Annotated in this window: 25 protein-coding genes; 14 read left to right on the top strand and 11 right to left on the bottom strand. The window is 58.7% G+C overall.

Annotated elements, in window-relative coordinates; translation table 11 throughout:
* Positions 1-82: 82 nt before the first annotated feature.
* Both AXW79_RS23370 and dusA read right to left on the bottom strand, forming a co-directional pair.
* A complete protein-coding gene (locus tag AXW79_RS23370; protein WP_005320449.1) occupies positions 83-232 on the bottom strand; it encodes a hypothetical protein in 150 nt (49 codons plus the stop codon).
* 2 nt (positions 233-234) lie between these two features.
* Positions 235-1,221 carry a tRNA dihydrouridine(20/20a) synthase DusA gene (dusA, locus tag AXW79_RS19445; RefSeq protein ID WP_005320450.1) on the bottom strand — a complete coding sequence of 329 codons (987 nt, stop codon included), beginning with the start codon at positions 1,219-1,221 and terminating at the stop codon, positions 235-237.
* A gap of 138 nt (positions 1,222-1,359) precedes the next feature.
* On the opposite strand from dusA, the gene zur reads away from it, so the two are divergent.
* Genes zur through AXW79_RS19430 form a run of 3 tightly spaced genes read left to right on the top strand, consistent with a single transcriptional unit; the run spans position 1,360 to position 2,504 of the window.
* Positions 1,360-1,818, top strand: coding sequence for a zinc uptake transcriptional repressor Zur (gene zur, locus AXW79_RS22530; protein ID WP_005320451.1), 459 nt, complete (start codon positions 1,360-1,362; stop codon positions 1,816-1,818).
* Positions 1,808-2,269 carry a chemotaxis protein CheX gene (locus AXW79_RS19435; RefSeq protein WP_005320452.1) on the top strand — a complete coding sequence of 154 codons (462 nt, stop codon included), beginning with the start codon at positions 1,808-1,810 and terminating at the stop codon, positions 2,267-2,269. Before zur ends, AXW79_RS19435 begins: the two co-directional genes overlap by 11 nt.
* A 4-nt stretch (positions 2,270-2,273) precedes the next feature.
* Positions 2,274-2,504 (top strand): hypothetical protein, encoded by a 231-nt coding sequence (locus AXW79_RS19430; RefSeq protein ID WP_005320453.1) that lies wholly within the window; start codon positions 2,274-2,276, stop codon positions 2,502-2,504.
* A 75-nt stretch (positions 2,505-2,579) separates the two neighbouring features.
* On the opposite strand, the gene brnQ is transcribed toward AXW79_RS19430, so the two are convergent.
* The gene (brnQ, locus tag AXW79_RS19425) at positions 2,580-3,893 is read right to left on the bottom strand and encodes a branched-chain amino acid transport system II carrier protein (protein WP_017412062.1); all 1,314 of its coding nucleotides are present in this window, start codon (positions 3,891-3,893) and stop codon (positions 2,580-2,582) included.
* A gap of 185 nt (positions 3,894-4,078) precedes the next feature.
* Positions 4,079-4,789: a tRNA1(Val) (adenine(37)-N6)-methyltransferase gene (locus AXW79_RS19420; protein WP_005320460.1), complete on the bottom strand. Its 711-nt coding sequence runs from the start codon at positions 4,787-4,789 to the stop codon at positions 4,079-4,081.
* A 128-nt stretch (positions 4,790-4,917) separates the two neighbouring features.
* On the opposite strand from AXW79_RS19420, the gene srmB reads away from it, so the two are divergent.
* A complete protein-coding gene (gene srmB / locus AXW79_RS19415; protein ID WP_005320462.1) occupies positions 4,918-6,141 on the top strand; it encodes an ATP-dependent RNA helicase SrmB in 1,224 nt (407 codons plus the stop codon).
* Positions 6,142-6,329: 188 nt separating this feature from the next.
* Here srmB and yaaA read toward each other — a convergent pair whose 3' ends face one another.
* Genes yaaA through tapT form a run of 3 tightly spaced genes read right to left on the bottom strand, consistent with a single transcriptional unit; the run spans position 6,330 to position 9,314 of the window.
* Entirely contained in the window at positions 6,330-7,103 is a 774-nt protein-coding gene (yaaA, locus tag AXW79_RS19410) for a peroxide stress protein YaaA (protein ID WP_005320464.1), read from the bottom strand.
* A gap of 31 nt (positions 7,104-7,134) precedes the next feature.
* Entirely contained in the window at positions 7,135-8,244 is a 1,110-nt protein-coding gene (gene tapU, locus AXW79_RS19405; RefSeq protein WP_005320465.1) for a type IVa pilus ATPase TapU, read from the bottom strand.
* 35 nt (positions 8,245-8,279) lie between these two features.
* A complete protein-coding gene (tapT, locus tag AXW79_RS19400) occupies positions 8,280-9,314 on the bottom strand; it encodes a type IVa pilus ATPase TapT (RefSeq protein ID WP_005320466.1) in 1,035 nt (344 codons plus the stop codon).
* Between the two features lie 39 nt (positions 9,315-9,353).
* Between tapT and AXW79_RS19395 the strand changes: the two genes are divergently transcribed.
* The 5 genes from AXW79_RS19395 to AXW79_RS19375 all read left to right on the top strand — a co-directional run bounded on the left by AXW79_RS19395 (position 9,354) and on the right by AXW79_RS19375 (position 12,287).
* The gene (locus AXW79_RS19395) at positions 9,354-10,055 is read left to right on the top strand and encodes a YggS family pyridoxal phosphate-dependent enzyme (RefSeq protein ID WP_005320467.1); all 702 of its coding nucleotides are present in this window, start codon (positions 9,354-9,356) and stop codon (positions 10,053-10,055) included.
* 90 nt (positions 10,056-10,145) lie between these two features.
* Complete coding sequence (gene proC / locus AXW79_RS19390) at positions 10,146-10,970, top strand: pyrroline-5-carboxylate reductase (protein WP_005320475.1); 825 nt, start codon at positions 10,146-10,148, stop codon at positions 10,968-10,970.
* Between the two features lie 28 nt (positions 10,971-10,998).
* A complete protein-coding gene (locus AXW79_RS19385) occupies positions 10,999-11,550 on the top strand; it encodes a YggT family protein (protein ID WP_005320477.1) in 552 nt (183 codons plus the stop codon).
* A complete protein-coding gene (yggU, locus tag AXW79_RS19380) occupies positions 11,550-11,849 on the top strand; it encodes a DUF167 family protein YggU (protein ID WP_005320479.1) in 300 nt (99 codons plus the stop codon). Before AXW79_RS19385 ends, yggU begins: the two co-directional genes overlap by 1 nt.
* 18 nt (positions 11,850-11,867) lie before the next feature.
* Positions 11,868-12,287, top strand: coding sequence for a DUF4426 domain-containing protein (locus AXW79_RS19375; RefSeq protein ID WP_005320482.1), 420 nt, complete (start codon positions 11,868-11,870; stop codon positions 12,285-12,287).
* Between the two features lie 68 nt (positions 12,288-12,355).
* Here AXW79_RS19375 and AXW79_RS19370 read toward each other — a convergent pair whose 3' ends face one another.
* Both AXW79_RS19370 and AXW79_RS19365 read right to left on the bottom strand, forming a co-directional pair.
* A complete protein-coding gene (locus AXW79_RS19370) occupies positions 12,356-12,655 on the bottom strand; it encodes a hypothetical protein (RefSeq protein WP_011899099.1) in 300 nt (99 codons plus the stop codon).
* A gap of 109 nt (positions 12,656-12,764) precedes the next feature.
* A complete protein-coding gene (locus AXW79_RS19365; protein ID WP_011899098.1) occupies positions 12,765-14,369 on the bottom strand; it encodes a peptide ABC transporter substrate-binding protein in 1,605 nt (534 codons plus the stop codon).
* 181 nt (positions 14,370-14,550) lie between these two features.
* On the opposite strand from AXW79_RS19365, the gene AXW79_RS19360 reads away from it, so the two are divergent.
* Positions 14,551-15,258 (top strand): ParB-like protein, encoded by a 708-nt coding sequence (locus AXW79_RS19360; protein WP_005320489.1) that lies wholly within the window; start codon positions 14,551-14,553, stop codon positions 15,256-15,258.
* A 47-nt stretch (positions 15,259-15,305) separates the two neighbouring features.
* Here AXW79_RS19360 and AXW79_RS19355 read toward each other — a convergent pair whose 3' ends face one another.
* Positions 15,306-15,968, bottom strand: a complete 663-nt coding sequence (locus AXW79_RS19355) for a CatB-related O-acetyltransferase (RefSeq protein WP_005320492.1) — start codon at positions 15,966-15,968, stop codon at positions 15,306-15,308.
* Positions 15,969-16,273: 305 nt separating this feature from the next.
* Here AXW79_RS19355 and AXW79_RS19350 point away from each other — a divergent pair, with 305 nt between their 5' ends.
* A complete protein-coding gene (locus tag AXW79_RS19350; RefSeq protein WP_005320494.1) occupies positions 16,274-16,702 on the top strand; it encodes a DUF2753 family protein in 429 nt (142 codons plus the stop codon).
* A gap of 3 nt (positions 16,703-16,705) precedes the next feature.
* Here the strand turns inward: AXW79_RS19350 and AXW79_RS19345 are convergent, their stop codons facing one another.
* Positions 16,706-17,455 carry an enoyl-CoA hydratase-related protein gene (locus AXW79_RS19345; RefSeq protein WP_005320495.1) on the bottom strand — a complete coding sequence of 250 codons (750 nt, stop codon included), beginning with the start codon at positions 17,453-17,455 and terminating at the stop codon, positions 16,706-16,708.
* A gap of 89 nt (positions 17,456-17,544) precedes the next feature.
* On the opposite strand from AXW79_RS19345, the gene AXW79_RS19340 reads away from it, so the two are divergent.
* From AXW79_RS19340 to AXW79_RS19330, 3 genes are all read left to right on the top strand, one after another.
* On the top strand, positions 17,545-17,985 hold the full coding sequence (locus AXW79_RS19340) for a copper chaperone PCu(A)C (RefSeq protein WP_005320497.1): 441 nt from the start codon (positions 17,545-17,547) through the stop codon (positions 17,983-17,985).
* A 92-nt stretch (positions 17,986-18,077) separates the two neighbouring features.
* Positions 18,078-18,707 (top strand): TIGR04219 family outer membrane beta-barrel protein, encoded by a 630-nt coding sequence (locus tag AXW79_RS19335; protein ID WP_034283590.1) that lies wholly within the window; start codon positions 18,078-18,080, stop codon positions 18,705-18,707.
* Positions 18,708-18,728: 21 nt separating this feature from the next.
* Positions 18,729-19,406 (top strand): SDR family oxidoreductase, encoded by a 678-nt coding sequence (locus tag AXW79_RS19330; RefSeq protein WP_005320501.1) that lies wholly within the window; start codon positions 18,729-18,731, stop codon positions 19,404-19,406.
* Positions 19,407-19,535: the final 129 nt, after the last annotated feature.

Below are 19,535 nucleotides of genomic sequence, written 5' to 3'. Positions count from 1 at the left end.
AGGAGCGATGGCCCCATAGAGAAAAGCGGGTAACACCTGGTGTTACCCGCTTTTTCATTGGTTGGCAGGGAGGTGACAAGGATCAGCTCAGCAAATGATCCTTGTGCAGGCCCAGCACGATCAGCAGACCGAGAAAGTAGAAGGCGTTGAGCTTGATGCCGAGGATGGCCAACAGTCCGGCGCAGAGCCGGACGACTGCCTTGTGCAGCCATGAACCCGTGAAGCGGTACATGATTACTCTACCGATTCGGCGCTGGCGAATTCCGGCACCTTGGCCATGGCATCCAGCACGACTTGAATGCCGGCGCCCTGCTTGCAGGCGTTCTCGCTAAGGTGACGACGCCAGGCACGGGCTCCCTGCATGTTCTGGAACAGGCCCAGCATGTGGCGGGTCATGTGGGAGAGGTAGTTGCCTTTGGCCAGCTCCTGCTCCATGTAGGGGAGCATCATTCGCACCACCTCATGGCGGCTCGGGATCTCGCTCGCCAGACCGAACAGCTGGCTGTCTACCTGCGCCAGTATGTAGGGGTTCTGGTAGGCCTCACGCCCCATCATGACCCCATCCACCTGCTGCAGATGTTCCAGCGTTTGCTCGAGGCTGGTGACACCGCCGTTGAGGGCTATGGTCAGCTCGGGATAATCCTGTTTGACCCGATAGACGCGGGGATAGTCGAGTGGCGGGATTTCGCGGTTTTCACGTGGGCTCAGACCACTGAGCCATGCCTTGCGGGCATGGACGATGAAGGTATCGCAACCGGCATCGCGCACCTGCTCGATAAAGGTCTGCAAAAATTCGTAGGAGTCCTGATCGTCGATACCGATCCGGGTCTTGACCGTCACCGGGATATCGACCACATCGCGCATCGCCTTGACGCAGTCGGCCACCAGCGCCGGTTCACCCATCAGGCAGGCACCGAAGCGGCCATTTTGAACCCGATCGGACGGGCAGCCGACGTTGAGGTTGATCTCGTCATAGCCGCGCTCCCGGGCCAGCTTGGCGCAGTGGGCCAGATCCGCCGGATTGCTGCCACCCAGTTGCAGGGAGACGGGGCGCTCCTGCTCGCTGTAACCCAGATAATCTCCTTTGCCATGGATGATGGCACCCGTGGTCACCATTTCGGTATAAAGCAAGGTCTGGCGGGTCATCAGACGGTGGAAATAACGGCAATGCCGATCGGTCCAGTCCAGCATGGGGGCGATGGAAAAACGCTGCGCCTGCATAAAAATCATCCGGGTTGGCTAAACAAAGGGGCAGGATTTTATCACAACGTGAGGCAGCCCCAGAAAATGAATTTTGTCGCCGCGCCATGCGAGGCCCTGTGGTAGTATCCGGCTAATAGAAAGGGTATTTGCGTGATCATGAATCAAGACCAACTTTTACAACGAGCCGAACGACTCTGCGAACAACGCGGGATCCGCTTCACCCCTACCCGGCGCCAGGTATTCACTCTGCTGGCTGCCCACGGCAACGCCATTAGTGCCTATGATCTGCTGGCTCAACTGCAGCAAACCGAGGCTCATGCCAAGCCGCCGACTGTCTATCGAGCGCTCGATTTTTTGCTCGAGCAGGGTTTTGCCCACAAGGTGGAGTCGCTCAACGCTTTCATATTCTGCTGTCATTTTGACCATGCCCATCCGATGCAGTTGCTTATCTGTGACGAGTGCGGGGATGTGGTAGAGCTTCATGACACTGCCATCGATAGCGCGTTTTCCGAGCAGGCCCACCAGCATGGCTTTACTATTACCAATAAGACAATAGAGGCACATGGACAATGTGCTCGCTGTACGCCCACCGTAGGAAGTCAACATGAAGGCTGATTTTGTAAACCCATTCCTGCTTTCCCTGCTCAATGTGCTTTCTACCATGGCACAGCTGGAGCTCAGACCAGGGAAACCCAAGCGCAAGATGGACGAACTGGCGCGCGGCGATGTCTCAGGTCTTATCGGCATGGTCGGCCCGCAGACCCGGGGTTCCCTCTCCATCAGTTTCGAGAAGGGACTGGCACTGGAGATCATGCGCCGCATGCTGGGTGAAGCCCCGGCGACCATCAATGAAGAAGTGACCGACATGGTGGGCGAGATCACCAACATGGTGACCGGCGGCGCCAAGCGCATGCTGGGGGAGAAGGGGTACGAGTTTGATATGGCGACCCCCATCATAGTTTCGGGCCCGAACCATACCATTACCCATAGGGCCGACGGCACCAAGATCATGATGCCGTTCGAGTCAGACTACGGTCGTGCCACCATCGAAATCTGTTTCGAGTAATGCTATGTGGAAAGCGCTGAAATGGCTTTTCATCGGCTGGGTTTTGCTACTCATATTGTCTGATGTCCAGATCAGCACCTCGCTCTACAAGTACGACGACAACAAGGTGGTAGTGAGTTTTCCGCGCTGGCAGGCAGACAGGCCCTGGGGCACGTTTCAGTGGCATGCCGGTCGGATCGAGACGCACTGGTATGGCCTGGAAGGCAAACCCAAACCGATAGTCCCGCTGCTTTGATGTTGTGGTGACGGATCAGAGAAAAGAGAGAGGCCAGCATATGCTGGCCTCTTTTTATATCGGAACAAATTGTTGTCAGGCGGCTTCGGCAGCCAGCTTCTCGCTGGAGCGCACCGCCATGCCCAGGCCACAGGCCAGCAGGGTCGGCAGCAACCAGGCCAGGCCCTTGTCAAACAGTGGCAGGAAGGCAAAGGCATCCATCTTCATGCCGGCAGCACCCAGACCATCCAGGCAACCGAACAGGAACGCTACCATCAGGACAGAGCGGAATGCCAGACGGGGACGACCGAAGTATCCCTTCAGGAAGGTGACCAGCACCAGTGCCACTGCGACCGGATAGATGGCGACCAGCACAGGGATGGAGAGGCTGATAAGCTGGCTCAGACCCACGTTGGCGACGATGGCGCAGATGGTACCCAGCAGGACAACTAGCTTCTTGTAGCTCATGCCTGTGAGATTGTGGAAGAAGTCGGAGCAGGCGGAGATGAGGCCCACTGCGGTAGTGAAGCAAGCCAGGGTGATGATGCCGGCCAGAATGAACTGACCCGGTTGACCGAACAGGCTCAGCACATAGGCGTTGACGATGGCGCCGCCATTGCTGACGTCGGTGGCAACCCCGGCTGCGGTATTACCCAGCTGGAACAGGGAAACATAGACCACGGACAGACCGATCGCAGATATAAGGCCTGCAATGGCCAGATATTTGAACTGGCTCTTGTAGTCGTTGATCCCCTTCTGGCGCAGCAGATCGATGATCAGGGCACCAAACATCAGGGAGGCCAGGGTATCCATGGTGTTATAGCCTTCCAGGATCCCCTTCACGAACGGGCCCTCCAGATAGTCACCGGTGGCGCTCGGTATTGTGCCTTGCGGTGCGACGAAGACGCCGACGGCCAGGGTTAGCAACAGTACCATCAGAACCGGCATCAGGTATTTGCCGATGGTATCCATCAGCTTGCCCTGATTGAGGGAGACCAGTATGGCAATGCCGAAGAAGATCACTGTATAGGCGGCAAGACCGGCTTGCCCCATATCACCGATAAAGGGCTTGAGGCCCATTTCATAGGCAACCAGACCGGTACGGGGAGCAGCAAAGGCTGGGCCAATGATGATATAGATGGCCACGGCCAGTGCGGTTGCCAGTCCGGCAGGCAGAAATTTTGTCATGCCAGCCCAGCCATTGCCCGCTTTGGCGACAGCAATGATAGTGATGAGGGGCAGGCCCACGGCTGTGACCAGGAAGCCCAGCATGGCCAGGGAGAGGTGCTCACCTGCCATGTAGCCTGCCAATGGCGGGAAAATGATGTTACCGGCGCCCAGATAGAACGCAAAGGTCATGAAGCCCAATCCGAGTACATCGGATAATGTGAGTGATTTCGTCAAGTTCAACCTCGTCTGTCTTGTAAACTATTGCTTGTTATAGTTTTTTATTGGTCAGTGACCGGCGTTATTCAGGGGTAAAAAAAAGGAGCCCCGCGTATTTTTTCATCACAACCAGTGGTTTGAGCTGGTCTGGAGCGGGCGCTCGTTTGAGAGTCAGCATAATGGCGTGAAAAAATAGTTCAAGACGAAATTTACATCTTCAAATAGAAGGGGTGGGTCAGTTGGATGTATCTGTCGGAATAGGCTCCCCCAGCAGAATGGATCACAATCTCACCCTGCTCACACCTGTTTAATCCTCTGCCAAGTAGCAATAAAACACGATTTGCCTCTTTCCCGGCTCTGTTGATAACAGCTGTATAACAAACCCCATGCAGATCATAATCTGCCGAGATGCATAAAATTTCATCGGCCATGGCGGTTGGCAACACCAGCGCGACTTGTCCGACAGGGGTCAGCAAGCGATCGCATGCGGCCAGCAGATCCCGGCTGTCGAGGGAGCCTGTATGTCGAGCCAGTGCCCTGGCAGGGTCGCGCAGAGACTGGCCTGCTCCAAAGTAGGGAGGGTTGGAGACGATGAGGTCATAGGGGGTCGCCTGATAATCCTGAATGGCGCCCTCCATGATGTTGATCCGGGTTTCCCAGGGGGAGGCCGCCACATTCTCTCTGGCCTGAGTCGCTGCATTCATATCCAGCTCTACCGCATCTATGATGCAGTCGGATCTGCTGCGTTGGGCCAGCATGAGTGCAACCAGGCCGCTACCGGTACCTATGTCTAGTACCCGGCGGGTCTCGGCCACCGGTGCCCAGGCGCCCAGCAGTATGCCGTCCGTGCCGACTTTCATGGCGCAGCGGTCGTGCTCGACGTGAAACTGTTTGAAGGTAAAGCCGCTGTTTCGTCCCATCTGACCCCCGTCATATGCCAGTTACACACAAAATGGTCGGCGATTATAGCGACTAAGCCACAGTCACCATAGGAGCCGACGGCATAATCGCCTATAATCTGCCGTTTCCTTAATGACCGAGTATTGCCATGAGCCAGTCCTTTGATGATTTCGACCTGCATCCAGCCCTCAACCGGGCCTTGGCCGAGATGGGATTCACCCGCCCGACCACCATCCAGCAGATGGTGTTGGAGCCAGCCCTGGACGGCCGCGATATTCTGGCATCCGCTCCGACCGGTACCGGCAAGACGGCGGCCTTCGTGCTGCCTGCCCTGCAACATCTGCTGGATTTCCCGCGCCGCAAGCCGGGCCCGTGCCGCATGCTGATCCTGACCCCGACCCGCGAGCTGGCGTTGCAAGTTACTGCCCACGCCAAGGCGCTGGCGGTGCACACCAACCTCAGCATCGAGACCATCATTGGCGGCGTCAGCCACGAAGAGCAGCTGCCTGCCCTGACCAAGACCACCGACATAGTGGTCGCTACTCCGGGCCGTCTGCTCGAGTACATAGATAAAGAAGAGTTCGAGAGCCACGACATCGAAGTGCTGGTGCTGGATGAAGCGGACCGCATGCTGGACATGGGTTTTGTCAAGGATGTGAATCGCATAGTGGCGGAGGCGCGCTATCGCAAGCACACCATGCTGTTCTCTGCGACTCTGGAAGGGGCCGGGCTGGAGAAGTTTGCCAACGAGATCCTCAACGAGCCGGTAGAGCTGCATGCCGAGCCGCCCCGCAGCGAACGTCGCCCAATTACCCAGTGGGTACATCTGGCCGATGACGCCGCCCACAAGCTGGCCCTGTTGATCCACATCCTCAAGGATCCGGAAACCCAGAAAGCCATCGTCTTCGTCAGAACCCGCGAGCGCCTGGCCGAACTCTCAGGCCAATTGCAGGCTGCGGGTATTCCATGTGCCTGGATCCGTGGCGAGATGGAACAGAGCAAACGTGTCGAGTCGATCCGCAAGTTCCATGCAGGTGAAGTCCCCTTCCTCGTTGCCACCGACGTTGCCGCCCGTGGTATTGACCTGCCCAACGTCAGCCATGTCATCAACTACGACATGCCCTATGGTACAGACGTCTATGTGCACCGCATCGGCCGTACCGGTCGCGCCGGCAACCGTGGCTGCGCCATCAGCCTGGTGGAAGCCCACGACATGGGCATGGTCGCCAAGATTGAGCGTTATACCGAAGAGCGTCTCAAGCGCCGGGTGATCGATGAGCTGCGTCCCAAGCACAAAGAAGCACGAGTGCCGGTGAAGAAGAAAAAGCCGAAGGATGGCAAGAAGAAGAGTGCCAAGAAGAAAAAGAAGTAAGCCATACCTGCAGCAACGGCCATCCTCGGATGGCCGTTTTGCCAAGTGGATCCTGGATGGGGGAGTAGCGCGGGAATCGCGCGCAGAAAAAAGCCGACGCATAGACGTCGGCTGATAAAAAGTGCTTACAACAGAGGATTCACGTATTCAGACCCGGGGATCCTGAATTTGGTTCCCTCTTTCTGTAATTAATTTTCGGCACGTTTAAACATCAGGGTATGAGCGTCAGACTCTTCTGGCACGAAGTAGTAACCATCGACGTTGAAACCAGTCAGTTGCTCAACCTCGGTCAGCCTGTGTTTGATGATGTGGCGGGCCATCATGCCGCGCGCCTTCTTGGCGTAGAAGCTGATGATCTTGAACTGGCCATTCTTCTCGTCCTTGAACACAGGGGTGACGATCCTGCCCTTCAGTGCTTTCGGTCGTACCGACTTGAAATACTCGTCAGAGGCCAGGTTGATCAGCACCTCGTCCCCCTGCGCCGTCAGCGCTGCATTGATGTGCTGGGTAATCACATCCCCCCAAAACTGGTAGAGGTCCTTGCCGCGACTGTTATCTAGCCGGGTCCCCATCTCCAGCCGATAGGGCATCATGAGATCGAGCGGGCGCAGCACGCCGTAGAGGCCGGAGAGCATGCGAAGGTGCGCCTGGGCAAAGTCGAAATCCCCGTCGCTGAAATCTTCTACCGCAAGCCCTGTGTAGACATCTCCCTTGAACGCAAGCAGCGCCTGGCGGGCATTGTCTGGATGGAAGTCATGTTGCCACTGGGCAAAACGGGCGGCATTGAGGCCGGCCAGCTTGTCGCTGATCTTCATCAGGCTGGCGATTTGATCCGGGCTTAGCTGGCGGGCCCGGGTGATCAGCTCAGCCGAGTGATCCAGCAATTGGGGTTGGGTGAAACGGGAGATCACCAGAGGTGACTCGTAATCCAGCGTCTTGGCCGGGGAAACCACAATCAGCATAACGATCCTTTATAGCGGTGACACACGCCCCTCATTCATCCAGGGTGACGTTGTCGAGTGTGCCTGCACCCATCTGCTCACGGCCGGACAGCTTGATCAGCAGTCGCAGGTCGTTGGCCGAGTCGGCATGGGCAAGGGCCTCACTGTAGCCAATTTGGCCGGCACAAAACAGGGTAAACAGCGCCTGATCGAAGGTCTGCATGCCAAGCTCGGTGGATTTGGTCATCACCTCTTTGAGGCGATGAACCTCGCCTTTGCGGATGATATCCGTGATGAGCGGCGTGTTGAGCAGCACTTCAAACGCCGCGAAGCGGCGGCGGCCATCCAGGCTTGGCACCAGTTGCTGGGCGACGATGGCGCGCAGGTTGAAGGAGAGATCGAACAGTAACTGACGGTGTTTCTCCTGCGGCACCAGATGCAGGATGCGATCCAGCGCCTGGTTGGCATTGTTGGCGTGAAGGGTCGCTAGGCAAAGATGGCCGGTCTCGGCAAATTGCAGTGCGAACTCCATGGTTTCCTGGCTTCGGATCTCGCCGATGAGGATAACGTCAGGGGCCTGGCGCAGGGAGCTCTTCAGCGCCACATCGAATGATTCCGTATCTATGCCCACTTCCCGCTGGGTGATCAGACTGCGGCCGTGCTGATGCACGAACTCCACCGGATCTTCCACCGTCAGGATATGGCCATCCGCATTCTGGTTTCGATAGCCGATCATGGCTGCCTGAGTGGTGGATTTGCCCGTTCCGGTGGCGCCGACGAACAGCACCAGGCCGCGCTTGGCCATGGCCACCTCCTGCAAGATGGGCGGCAGGGTCAGTTCGTCGAAGGTTGGAATGCGGGTCTCGATACGGCGCACCACCATGCCCGGCAGCTCCTGCTGCCAGAAGGCACTCACCCGAAAGCGTCCCAGTGCCTCGCGGTGGATGGCGTAGTTGCCCTCCCTGGTGCGGATGTAGCGCTCGAAATGCTCAGGGCTGAGCGTCTCCCTGACCAGGGTCAGCGCGCTCTGCTTGTCGAGCGCTTCGCTGCCGAGGGAGACCAGATGCCCGTTGATCTTGAGGGTGGGGGGCGTCCCAACCGTGATGAACAGATCCGAGCCTTTGCGTGCGACCAGTTCGGCCAACAGGGCATCCAGATTCATAACGACTCCTTCCTTAGATTCGTTTTCCGTTGTGGTTACACGCTATTGGGGTCGACCGCCTTGGCCTTGGCATCGAGTGAGGCGACCACACCACGGCTGACCAGCTGCTTGAGGCTCTGATCCATGGTCTGCATGCCATGGGTCATCCCGGTCTGGATCACGGAGTAGAGCTGGGCGATCTTGTCTTCCCGTATGAGGTTGCGCACAGCGGGTATGCCCATCATGATCTCGTGGGCCGCCACCCGGCCGCCGCCTATCCGTTTGAGCAGGGTCTGGGAGATAACCGCCCGCAGGGATTCGGAGAGCATGGATCGCACCATGTCTTTTTCCGCACCGGGGAAGACGTCGATGATCCGGTCTATGGTCTTGGCTGCCGACGAGGTGTGCAGGGTGCCGAATACCAGATGGCCGGTCTCGGCCGCCGTCATTGCCAGACGAATGGTCTCGAGGTCACGCATCTCGCCCACCAGTATGATGTCCGGGTCTTCCCGCAGTGCCGAGCGCAGGGCGTTGCTGAAGCTCTTGGTGTCCCTGTGAACTTCCCGCTGGTTCACCAGACAGCGTTTGTTCTCGTGCACGAATTCGATGGGGTCTTCGATGGTGAGTATGTGGTGATGGAAGTTCTCGTTGATGTAGTTGACCATGGCCGCCAGTGTGGTGGACTTGCCCGAGCCGGTCGGTCCTGTCACCAGTACCAGGCCGCGCGGGTATTCGGAGATCTTGCGGAAGATTTCGGGGGCATCGAGATCCTCCAGGCTCAGCACCGTGCTGGGGATGGTACGGAATACGGCCCCCGAACCGCGGGATTGCTGGAAGGCATTGACCCGGAAGCGGGCCAGATTGGGGACTTCGAACGAGAAGTCGACCTCGAAGTTCTCTTCCAGTTCCTTGCGCTGGTGGTCGTTCATGATGTCGTAAATGAGGGCATGCACTTCCCTGTGTTCCAGGGCGGGTAAATTGATCTTGCGAACCTCACCATCAACCCTGATCATCGGGGGAACCCCGGCCGAGAGGTGTAGATCCGAGGCTTTATGCTTTACACTGAAAGCCAATAACTCTGTGATATCCATAGACTTGTCATTCTCCCATCACAAGATCACTAACGAAATATGAGCCAGATTGCCCAGCACCTGCTTCAGGTAAAGGAACGTATTGTACAGGCCGCTCGCCAGGCGGATCGCTGTGTCGATCACATCAACCTGCTTGCGGTCAGCAAAACCAAGCCGCTTGAGGCCATTCGCGAAGCTTATGCCGCCGGTCAGCGACGCCTCGGTGAGTCCTATGCCCAGGAAGCGGCGACCAAGATAGATACACTGCGCAAGCAAGCCGTCTGTACAGACATAGAGTGGCACTTTATCGGCCCCTTGCAATCGAACAAGTCCAGGCTGGTGGCCGAACGGTTCGACTGGGTACAGAGCGTGGATCGTGACAAGCTGATCGAGCGTCTCAACAACCAGCGTCCAGCCGGGTTGGCGCCGCTAAATATCTGTCTGCAAATCAATATTAGCGGAGAGAGCAGCAAATCCGGAACGTCGGAGCAAGAGATTTTCCGGCTGGCCGAGCTGGTCTCCCGCAGTGAAAGGCTGGTATTGCGGGGGCTGATGGCCATTCCGGAACATACCAGTGACGAAGCGGTATTGGCTGCCCAGATGGTGCGCATGCAGACTCTGTTCACCGAGCTTGCGCAACAATACCCGAGCGTCGATACCCTCTCGATGGGGATGACCGAGGATCTCGAACTGGCCATCGCCCATGGCAGCACCATGGTGCGGGTCGGTACCGCCATCTTCGGTGCCCGTGACTATTCATAAGCAAGACCACCTGATGCAATATGGAACCCTCGCCTTTATCGGCGCAGGCAGCGCAGGTGTTTGCAGCCATTTCATCCACAGGAGTGTTTGATGCAGCAGAGAATCCTCGCCTTTATCGGCGCAGGCAATATGAGCCGCAGTATCATTGCCGGCCTTATCCAGGCGGGTTATTCGGCCGAGCGTATCATCGCCGCCAATCCCAGCCGCCCCAAGCTGGATGCGCTGGCGAGCGAATATGGCATTCGCATCACCCAGAATAATGCCGAGGCGGCCCGCGAGGCCGACGTCATAGTGCTGGCGGTCAAGCCCCAGCTGATGGCGGGCATGCTGAGTGCGCTGGTCGGTGAGCTGGGGTCCCTTGAGGGCAAGCTGCTTATCTCCATCGCGGCCGGCATCAAGGTGGCCCGTCTTGGCGAGATGGCGGGCGGTCATACTCGCATCATCCGCACCATGCCCAATACCCCTTCTCTATTGGGGTTGGGCATGACGGGTCTCTATGCCCCACTCGGGGTTGAGCAAGCCGACCGCGACGTTGCCGAGCAGATGATGCAGGCCGTGGGCAAGACCCTCTGGACAGCGCAAGAGTCCGGCATCAATGGCGTGATAGCGGCGGCAGGCAGTGCGCCTGCCTACTTCTTCCTGTTCATGCAGGCGATTGCCGAAGAAGCGGAGGCCATGGGCTTCAGCCCCGAGCAGGCCCGCCTGCTGGTGCAGCAGACAGCCCTTGGCGCCGCCGCCATGGTGGAGCAGAATCCCGATTTGTCGCTGCAAACCCTGCGCGAGCAGGTGACCAGCAAGGGGGGCACCACAGCCGAGGCCATCAAGACATTCGAGGAACAGGGGCTGATGCCGCTGACCGCTCACGCCATGCAGGCAGCCGTTGCACGGGCTGCCGAGATGGAAACTCTTTTCTGAACACTCTTCTCTTACCGCTGGAGCTCAGATGAACACCGCTTACTTTCTGATTAACACAATTTTTGATATCTACCTCATGGTGGTGCTGCTGCGCGTCTGGTTGCAGTGGGCCCGCGCCGACTTCTACAACCCCATGAGCCAGATGGTGGTCAAGGTGACCAATCCGCTGGTGATACCGCTACGCCGGGTCATTCCTGGCTTCGGTGGGGTGGACATGGCCTCGGTGCTGCTGGCGATTATCATTGCCTTCGCCAAACTGGCACTGCTCAAGAGCATGAACGTGCTGCTGGCAGACTGGCTCACCATCAGCCTGTTTGCCGCCCTGACAGTGCTGAAAAAAGCGGGTTCCATGATCTTCTGGGTGCTGCTGATCCGCGCCATCCTGAGCTGGGTCAGCCAGGGTCGCAACCCCATCGAACACGTGATGCACCAGCTGACCGAGCCCTTCCTGGCCCCTATCCGCCGCATCCTGCCGGCACTGGGCGGGCTGGATCTCTCCGTGCTGGTCGCCTTTATCGGGCTGCAGGCCATCAACTATCTGCTGGGTGATCTGTTCGGCCAACTGTGGTGGATGATTTGATGCCAGCCGTCCTGCGGGAAGGGGATGAGCTGATATTGCATCTGATGATCCAGCCCAAGGCGAGCCGGGATCAGATCGTCGGATTGCACGGAGACGAGTTGAAAGTGGCCATCACGGCGCCGCCGGTGGATGGCCAGGCCAACAGCCACTTGATCAAGTACCTGGCCAAGCAGTTCAAGGTGGCCAAGGGACAGGTTCGCATAGTGCGCGGGGAGCTGGGACGGCACAAGACGGTTGCCATCGAGTCGCCCAGGCAGATCCCCGCCGAGATCCATGCCCTGCTGGAGACTCAGGGATAACACGAGAAGGATGACACCATGAAAACAGCCTGGATAAGCTGCCTGCTGGCACTGCTGATGACGTTGCCGCTGCGGGCGGAACAGATGAAGGAGCTGGGGCCCTGGCAAGTGCACTACAGCGCCTTCAACTCCAGCTTCCTTACTCCGGACGTGGCCAAGGCCTACGGTCTGGAGCGCAGTCGCTACAACGGCATCATCAATATCGCTGTGCAGAACAAGCAAGGGGTGGCACAGGCGGTGGGGATCACGGGCGAGGCCAAGAACCTCACCGGCACACTGCGCACCCTGACCTTCCAGGAGGTCAAGGAGGGGGACGCCATCTACTATCTGGCTGTGCTGCCCTATCGCAACCAGGATACCTACCAGTTCACCTTGAAGATCATGGGGGAGGGGCAGCAACAGACGCTCACCTTCCAGCAGACCTTCTACGTCGACTGAAGCAAGTGTCTCGTTCGATAAATGAAAAAGCCCCGAACTCAGGTTCGGGGCTTTTTCATTTGGCTGATTCAGCTGGCGGGCGTGAAGTCGTGGATCTCCCCCGGTCTCGGGTTGAAGCGGGGGTCCTGATCCTGGTGATGCGTCGCCCACTCCATGGCCTGACAGAAGCTCTCCTGCTTGGCAAATTCGTCGCGCATCTGATCGATGGCCCGCTCGGCCAGGCGTCGCTTCATCTTGCTGGCATTGCGATCGCTGAATTGCTGGTGCTGGGTCAGCATCCAGTCCGTGAACGCCTGACGGCATTGTGACTCGCTTGCAGCGTGGGCAGGCAGTGTGACCAGCAGGGGGATCATCAATAAGAAACGCATAACAAACCGGATAAGAGAGTGGAGGTTGATGGAAAGGGCGGCATTTTATGCCTAAAACGTGAGCATGAACAGCCCTGAATGGGGGCCAGTCAGGCTGGCCCCCACATGATCAGTGCTTGATGAGGTAGAGCTGGCGGCTATAGGCCACGTCTTCCGGGTTGTTGATGGGATACCCCTTGAGCCAGGGTTTGATCAGCCGTGCATTGGTGTACTGATAGATGGGGGCGATCGGCGCCTCATCTTGCAAGATGGACTCGGCTTCGTCGAACAGGCGGGCGCGCTCACCGGGATCCCGGCTCTTGGCCGCTTGAGTCAGGATCTCGTCATAGCGTGCGTTGGCAAAGCGGGCCATGTTGCCACTGTGCCGGGAGCCCCACAGGCCGAGGAAGGCGGAAGGATCGTTGTAATCAGCCACCCAGGAGGAGCGGATCACCTCGAACTGACCGCTCTGGCGGCTGTCGAGATAGGTCTTCCACTCCTGATTGGTGAGCTCGACTTGCGCCCCCAGTTTCTGTTTCCACAGGTTGGCGATGGCCAGCGCCATCTTCTTGTGGATTTCGGCGGTGTTGTAAAGCAGGGTCAGCTTGAGCGGCTTGGCCGGGCCATAGCCCGCCTCTTGCAGCAATACTCTGGCCCTGGCATCGAGATCTTGCTGGCTGGTGCTGGAGAGCAGGTTGGCCTTGGGTTCAAAATCGGCCGTCACATCCGGCGTGAAGCGATAAGCCGGTTTCTCGCCAGTGCCCAGTACCTTGGCGGCAATGAGGCCGCGGTCGATGGTGTAGGAGAGCGCCTTGCGCACCCGCACATCGTTCAGCGGTGGCAGCTGGGTATTGAAGGCGTAGTAGTAGGTGCCGAGTTGATCCGGGGTATGGACCTCACCCGGGATCTGCTGCATCAGCTTGTGATACTGCTCCTTGGGGAAGGATTCCGTGATGTGCAGATCCCCTGCCAAGTAGCGATTGGTGGCGGCGGTTTCCTGGTTGATGGGGACGAAGGTGACCTTGGTCAGCACTGTATGAGCCCTGTCCCAATAATGGGGATTGGGGGCCAGCTCCAGCTTCTCGTTCACCACCCGTTGGCTCAGCACGAAGGCGCCGTTGCCGACCAGCTTGCCCGGCTGGGTCCACTGGTTGCCGTATTGCTCCATGCTGGCCTGATGCAGGGGTGACAGACTGGGGTGGGTAAGCAGGCTCAGGAAATAGGGCACAGGCTGGGAGAGGGTCACCTGCAGCGTGTGCTCGTCGAGGGCTTTTACCCCGAGCGCCTCGGGCGGCAGCTTGCCAGCCACTATCTCGTCCACCTTGGTGAAGTGAGCCAGCTGGGCAAACCAGGCGAAGGTGGCGGCCTCCTTTGGATCAACCAGCTTGCGCCAGCCGTAGACGAAGTCGGCAGCCTTGACCTTGTCACCGTTGGACCAGCGTGCATCCGGTCGCAAATGGAAGGTAAACTGCTGATTGTCCTTGTTGTCCCACCGCGTCGCGACGCCGGGCAGCACCTTGCCATCCGGTCCCTGGGTCAGCAGTCCCTCGTAGAGGTCTCGCAATACCTGCAGTTCGGGCAGGCCGACCAGCTTGAGCGGGCTCAGGCTTGCCGGTTCATCTTTCAGGTGACGCACGACGGCCTGTTCGGCGGCGAGTTGGGTGCGGGGCGGAACATCGGCGGCCTGGACACAGGCACAACCCAGCAGGGCCAGCAAGGGACTCCATCCTTTCATGGTTAATCCTTCAAATAGTGTGAAGCGGGGAGAAAACTCGGCGAGAAATGATCGCCGGCAGACGGGAAATCATGATATCCCCTTTGCTGGTCAGACCGCCAGTATGAGTCCCGGTATTTCAGGGACGGTATGGAACCTTATTTGACCCGCTGATCTGCGATCAGGGGAAGAGGAGTGAACGATGAGAGCATGGATCCTGTTGGCCTTGGCCATCAGTCAGGGCGCCTGGGCGCTGGCGCCTTGTGAGCGCGAGACTCAGGTCGGCAGCTGGTGCGAGGTGAACATAGATCAGTTGCATCCGACCCAGGGCGGTGTTGGCCAGATCCAGGTCGATAATACTCAGGCAGAACTGGCGGGCAAGAGCGAGAAGCAGCTTGATAAAGTGATGAAAAAGAAAGAGATCCCCATCGTCATAGCACCGGATGGCGGCTACTGGCTGGTGGACAGGCATCACCTCACCAAGGCGCTGTGGCAACTGGGGGTGAAGCAGGCCAGGGTCAAGGTGATAGCGCGGCTGCAGGACAAGTCCAGCTTCTGGAGCCAGATGCAGGGCAATCACTGGGCCTGGCTCAAGGATGAGAAGGGAGCCCCCCTGACTCCGGAGCAGTTACCTGTCCATATCGGCGACTTGCCCGATTACCCCTACCGGACTGTGGCGGGCATGCTGCAGGATGCGGGTTATTTCGAGAAGCGGGATCAGGTCTATTTTGTCGAGTTTGCCTGGGCCAGCTGGCTCGGCCAGCAGCTGAACTGGCTACCGGTCGATGGCGCCAGCTTGATGGAACGCCTCAATCAGGCCAAACGGCTGGCGTGCAGCAGCAAGGCCAGTGATCTGCCCGGTTATCCCGGCAAGCAGTGTCGGGTCAATCAGTCACGCAGCGGCAGCTGAATCAGGGAAACAGCAGGTCGAGTACGGGGCGCCCCGTACTCGTGTTTTTACTCCTGTTCGGCTGAGTGCCAGCGAGCGGCGGCCTGTTCCAGCAGCGCCACCTCTCCTTGCTGGATCAGCGGCAGCAGGGCTTGCACCTGCTCATCCGGCCAGTCCCACCAGGCCAGTGCTTGCAGCCGTGTTGTTTCTTGCACAGCAAAGCGCTGGCGGATCACCCTGGCGGGCGCACCCGCCACCATGCAGTAAGGTGGCACGTCCTGTGTCACCAGGCTTCGGGCGGCGATAATGGCGCCATCCCCGATAGTGACCCCCGGCATTATCATGGCGTCCATCCCGATCCAGACATCGTTGCCGATACGGGTATCGCCGGCGGGGCGGTAGCTGCGCTTGAGGGCATCCGGATCGGCAAACGGATAGGTGCTGATAAACGCCGGGTTGTGGGTGTGGTTGCCTCCCATGATGATCTTCACGCCCGCGGCGATTTGCACATAGTCGCCGATATGGAGCCTGTCTATGTGCCAGAGCGGCTCCCAGCCGGTGTCGGGTGAGCGGCTCCAGCTGTCACCGTGCAGATAGCGCACGGCCTCCTCTTCAAAAGGACCGTCCCAGGCCCCCGAGTAGTAGCTGTGCTGCCCCTTGAGGCTGATATTGGGATTGGTCACCGTCAGATGCAGGTACTCGACCTGCGACCAGTGTTGGCAGTGCTTCATGGCTGTGTTCCTCGTTCAATGGATAAAGGGATAAATGGCGCGAGGAGCGCAGCTAATAGATCCAGACCAGCAGGCGGGGCACGCACAGTGTCGAGCAGCCGAGCTCCTGGGGTAAACGGGGTCGCAACATGAAAAGGGGATCCTGACAGTGGAGGCCAGATAATGGGACCGGATGGTAAGACATGAGAAGGGCGATGCCAACCGGTTGAACGCCTTGCTGGTCAAATCCTGCACAAAAGGTCCGGTTGATATTCATTCTCAACTGGGCATGATAAGGATCACACCCATAGACTCGGGAGATCAGCATGACCCATCATATCTGGCAGCGTTACATGCTGGAGGCGGAAAACGCACTGGGCGCGGGGGCGCTGGGTGCGGCTATTTGCCTCTATCAGCAAGCCCTTGCCGAAGTGTACGAACTGGCCAGCGATGATCTGGATGAGCTGGCCAGCATGCGGGTGGCAACCTGCCATCGACTGGCGGATTTCTGGCGCGCCATGGAAGAGCCTGCCTATGAGCTGCGCTACCTCAAGCTCGCCTCCGAGCTGGTGACGGCACTGGTGCCCCAGTGCCCGAACCGGGAGTGCGAGTCCCTTGTCAGCGAGCTGGGTTGCTGCCAGGCGGCGCTCATCTCCTTCCTCAAGCGCCACCCCAATCCCGAGATCGCCCGACTGATCCAGCTGCAGGACAAGGTACAGGGCTGCGAGCTGATAGGCCGGTTTCGTCTCAACTGAGGATCAGGCCCTGGGTTTGAGCCTTTGCGCGATCCTGTGTTGCGCCTCTTCCCCCTGCAAGGCGAGGGAGAAGGCGCGCGCCTCCAGATCGATGACGAAGTGCACCGCCTGTTTCAGCTCCTGTTTGAGCAGTGCCTTGCTCTTTTGCAGCGCCTTGGGCGGCTTGGCCGCCAGCTTCAATCCCTGATCCCGAGCCAGTGCCAGCAGCTCATCGGCGGCAACTACCCGGTTGGCCAGACCCAGGCGCAGTGCTTCATCAGCATCGATGGCCTCGGCCAGCAGCAAGAGTTCCGCCGCCTTCAGATGACCCACGGCGCGGGGCAGCAGCAGGCTGGAGGCAAACTCCGGCACCAGCCCCAGTTCGACGAACGGCAGTTGCAGCCGGGCATTATCCCCCAGATAGACAAGATCGCAGTGCAGCAGCAAGGTGGTGCCGATCCCGACTGCCGGCCCCCCGACCGCGGCGATGACGGGCTTGGGAAAATCCGCCAGTGTGTGCAGGAACTGCAGTATGGGGTCATCGGCATCCAGGCTGGATTTGCCCATAAAATCGGCCAGGTCATTGCCGGCGGTGAAGCAATCGCTTTGTCCCTGTATCAGCAACGCGTGTACGGCGTCATCTTGTGTCGCTTGCCGCAGTGCCTGAGTGAGCGCACGATACATGTCGGTATTGAGGGCATTGCGCTTGTCGGGGCGATTGAAGGTCAGGGTGAGCAAGCCATCCTGCTGCTCGGCAACGATAATGGGGTCCATGTCTAAATCCTTGTTATCACAGGCTGCCAAAAGATTACTGCTGCGGTAAGCTTCACGGCGTTTAACAACATCATAAAAGGATTTCAACCATGTTTAAACGTGCGTTTTACTCCCTGCTGGCGCTCGGTCTGGCCGCACCGGCCCTGGCCAAGGTCGAAGCCGTCGATGGTTATGTGCGCCTGTTGCCTCCGGGATCTCCCAATACCGCGGCTTTTCTGGTGCTGAAAAATGACGCCGACAAGCCGGTGAAGCTGGTGGCCGCGGCCTCGCCCGAGGTGGGGCGCGCCGAGCTGCACACCCATCTGCATGAAAATGGCGTCATGAGGATGCGCCAGGTCGAGAGCATAGCAATCCCGGCCAAGGGGGAAGTGGCACTGAAACCCGGCAGTTTTCATGTGATGTTGTTCGAGGTGCGCGAGTTGTCACAAGGCACTCCTTTCCCGCTGACCCTGACCATGGATGATGGCCAGACGCTGGAATTGAGCCTGCCAGTGAAGCCGATTGAACCCATGGCAGGGATGCAGCACTGACATTAATGGACGCTTGTTCAGCTTTTTGCACTGTGTATTCCCGCCACACTGGGTAAAATGATGGCCTTTCCAGTCCATAAGAGAGTGAAATGATGAAGAAGACCTTGATTGCCGGTTGTGTGCTGGCCCTGTTCAGCCAGGCTGCCATGGCCGCTGATGACTGGCGTATCGCTGCCGGTGCCGATGTATGGAACGCTCAGGGCAGCGGCCAGATTGACGGTATCGGGGCCAACGGCAGCTATGACGAGAACTACAACTGGAGCGGCTACCTGCAACTGGAGCACGGTATCATTCTGCTGCCCAACGCCAAGTTCGAGATCTCCGATTTCGGTACCAGCGGTGGTGCCCTCAACAACGATCTGATGGCCTACGACCTGAGCCTCTACTATCGCCTGTTCAACAACGACCTGTTCCAGATCGATCTGGGCCTGACCGGTCGTCGTTACGATGGCGATTTCAACACCCAGCACTACTCCTATGACAAGGATGTGCTGATGGCTTACACCGGTGCCGAAGTGCGCATTCCGGGTACCGGCTTTGCCGCCTTTGGCGATGCCCGTGTGCAGGATGCCGACAACTATGACTACCGTCTGGGTGGCTCCTACAAGTTCGCTGCTGTACCTCTCAAGGTCCGTGCCGGCTGGCGTGATGCGAGCATTGACTTCGATCGCGTTGATCAGCGTGTAGATGGCTGGTTCATCGGCGGCGAATTCACATTCTGATCTGACTGACAGGAGCTGATAATGGGTCACATCATAGTGACGGGGGCCGGGTCCGGTCTGGGTCGAGCCCTGACCATAGGACTGGTTGAACGGGGCCATCAAGTCTCCATGATGGGGCGTCGTTATCAGCGACTGCAGCAGCAGGAACTGCTGCTCGGGAGCGCCGTGATCGGCATAGTCGCCGATCTGGCGCACCACGAAGACGTGGATGTGGCGTTTGCCGCTGCCGTGGAGTGGGGTGGTCTGCCGGAGCTGGTGCTGCACTGTGCCGGCACCGGCGAGTTCGGCCCGGTTGGTGTCTACACCGCCGAGCAGATCCGCCGGGTGATGGAGAGCAATCTGGTCTCCACCATACTGGTGGCCCAGCAGACGGTACGCCTCATCGGCGAGAGAGGCGGCGTGCTGGCCAATGTGCTCTCCTCCGCCGCTCAGGTAGGCAAGGCCAACGAGAGTCTCTACTGTGCTTCCAAGTGGGGCATGCGCGGCTTTCTGGAGTCCTTGCGTGCCGAGCTCAAGGATTCTCCATTGCGACTGGTGAACCTCTATCCGAGCGGGATCCGCAGCGAATTCTGGGACAACACGGATCACGTCGACCCGAGTGGTTTCATGACCCCGGAAGATGCGGCCGCCTACATGCTGGATGCGCTGGAAGCCAGAAGCAGTTGTCATGTGACCGACCTCTTTATCGGTCGCAACTAGGCCCCGTCGTCAGCCAGTACGCCACTGCTGTGATGCACTTCCAGGCCCGCTGCCCACCTCTGGGCAGCGGGCCTTATCACAGCGCCCAGATGGCGCATCGAGTTGCCTCGCGTCAAACACGGGCTGCTT

The sequence above is a fragment of the Aeromonas salmonicida subsp. salmonicida genome (assembly GCF_001643305.1).
Taxonomy (GTDB): Bacteria; Pseudomonadota; Gammaproteobacteria; order Enterobacterales; family Aeromonadaceae; genus Aeromonas; species Aeromonas salmonicida.
This window is presented reverse-complemented; position numbering and strand designations above follow the sequence as displayed.

What these genes read in the sequence shown, in the direction of transcription:
- AXW79_RS19330 (WP_005320501.1), top strand. Translation starts at nt 18,729, where the DNA reads ATGGGTCACATCATAGTGACGGGGGCCGGGTCCGGTCTGGGTCGAGCC.
- yaaA (WP_005320464.1), bottom strand. Translation starts at nt 7,103, where the DNA reads ATGCTGATTGTGGTTTCCCCGGCCAAGACGCTGGATTACGAGTCACCT.
- AXW79_RS19365 (WP_011899098.1), bottom strand. Translation starts at nt 14,369, where the DNA reads ATGAAAGGATGGAGTCCCTTGCTGGCCCTGCTGGGTTGTGCCTGTGTC.
- AXW79_RS19335 (WP_034283590.1), top strand. Translation starts at nt 18,078, where the DNA reads ATGAAGAAGACCTTGATTGCCGGTTGTGTGCTGGCCCTGTTCAGCCAG.
- AXW79_RS19395 (WP_005320467.1), top strand. Translation starts at nt 9,354, where the DNA reads ATGAGCCAGATTGCCCAGCACCTGCTTCAGGTAAAGGAACGTATTGTA.
- AXW79_RS19340 (WP_005320497.1), top strand. Translation starts at nt 17,545, where the DNA reads ATGTTTAAACGTGCGTTTTACTCCCTGCTGGCGCTCGGTCTGGCCGCA.
- tapU (WP_005320465.1), bottom strand. Translation starts at nt 8,244, where the DNA reads ATGAATCTGGATGCCCTGTTGGCCGAACTGGTCGCACGCAAAGGCTCG.
- AXW79_RS19385 (WP_005320477.1), top strand. Translation starts at nt 10,999, where the DNA reads ATGAACACCGCTTACTTTCTGATTAACACAATTTTTGATATCTACCTC.
- AXW79_RS19430 (WP_005320453.1), top strand. Translation starts at nt 2,274, where the DNA reads ATGTGGAAAGCGCTGAAATGGCTTTTCATCGGCTGGGTTTTGCTACTC.
- AXW79_RS19370 (WP_011899099.1), bottom strand. Translation starts at nt 12,655, where the DNA reads ATGCGTTTCTTATTGATGATCCCCCTGCTGGTCACACTGCCTGCCCAC.
- dusA (WP_005320450.1), bottom strand. Translation starts at nt 1,221, where the DNA reads ATGCAGGCGCAGCGTTTTTCCATCGCCCCCATGCTGGACTGGACCGAT.
- proC (WP_005320475.1), top strand. Translation starts at nt 10,146, where the DNA reads ATGCAGCAGAGAATCCTCGCCTTTATCGGCGCAGGCAATATGAGCCGC.
- srmB (WP_005320462.1), top strand. Translation starts at nt 4,918, where the DNA reads ATGAGCCAGTCCTTTGATGATTTCGACCTGCATCCAGCCCTCAACCGG.
- AXW79_RS19435 (WP_005320452.1), top strand. Translation starts at nt 1,808, where the DNA reads ATGAAGGCTGATTTTGTAAACCCATTCCTGCTTTCCCTGCTCAATGTG.
- AXW79_RS19420 (WP_005320460.1), bottom strand. Translation starts at nt 4,789, where the DNA reads ATGGGACGAAACAGCGGCTTTACCTTCAAACAGTTTCACGTCGAGCAC.
- AXW79_RS19355 (WP_005320492.1), bottom strand. Translation starts at nt 15,968, where the DNA reads ATGAAGCACTGCCAACACTGGTCGCAGGTCGAGTACCTGCATCTGACG.
- tapT (WP_005320466.1), bottom strand. Translation starts at nt 9,314, where the DNA reads ATGGATATCACAGAGTTATTGGCTTTCAGTGTAAAGCATAAAGCCTCG.
- yggU (WP_005320479.1), top strand. Translation starts at nt 11,550, where the DNA reads ATGCCAGCCGTCCTGCGGGAAGGGGATGAGCTGATATTGCATCTGATG.
- AXW79_RS23370 (WP_005320449.1), bottom strand. Translation starts at nt 232, where the DNA reads ATGTACCGCTTCACGGGTTCATGGCTGCACAAGGCAGTCGTCCGGCTC.
- AXW79_RS19360 (WP_005320489.1), top strand. Translation starts at nt 14,551, where the DNA reads ATGAGAGCATGGATCCTGTTGGCCTTGGCCATCAGTCAGGGCGCCTGG.
- AXW79_RS19375 (WP_005320482.1), top strand. Translation starts at nt 11,868, where the DNA reads ATGAAAACAGCCTGGATAAGCTGCCTGCTGGCACTGCTGATGACGTTG.
- AXW79_RS19350 (WP_005320494.1), top strand. Translation starts at nt 16,274, where the DNA reads ATGACCCATCATATCTGGCAGCGTTACATGCTGGAGGCGGAAAACGCA.
- zur (WP_005320451.1), top strand. Translation starts at nt 1,360, where the DNA reads ATGAATCAAGACCAACTTTTACAACGAGCCGAACGACTCTGCGAACAA.
- AXW79_RS19345 (WP_005320495.1), bottom strand. Translation starts at nt 17,455, where the DNA reads ATGGACCCCATTATCGTTGCCGAGCAGCAGGATGGCTTGCTCACCCTG.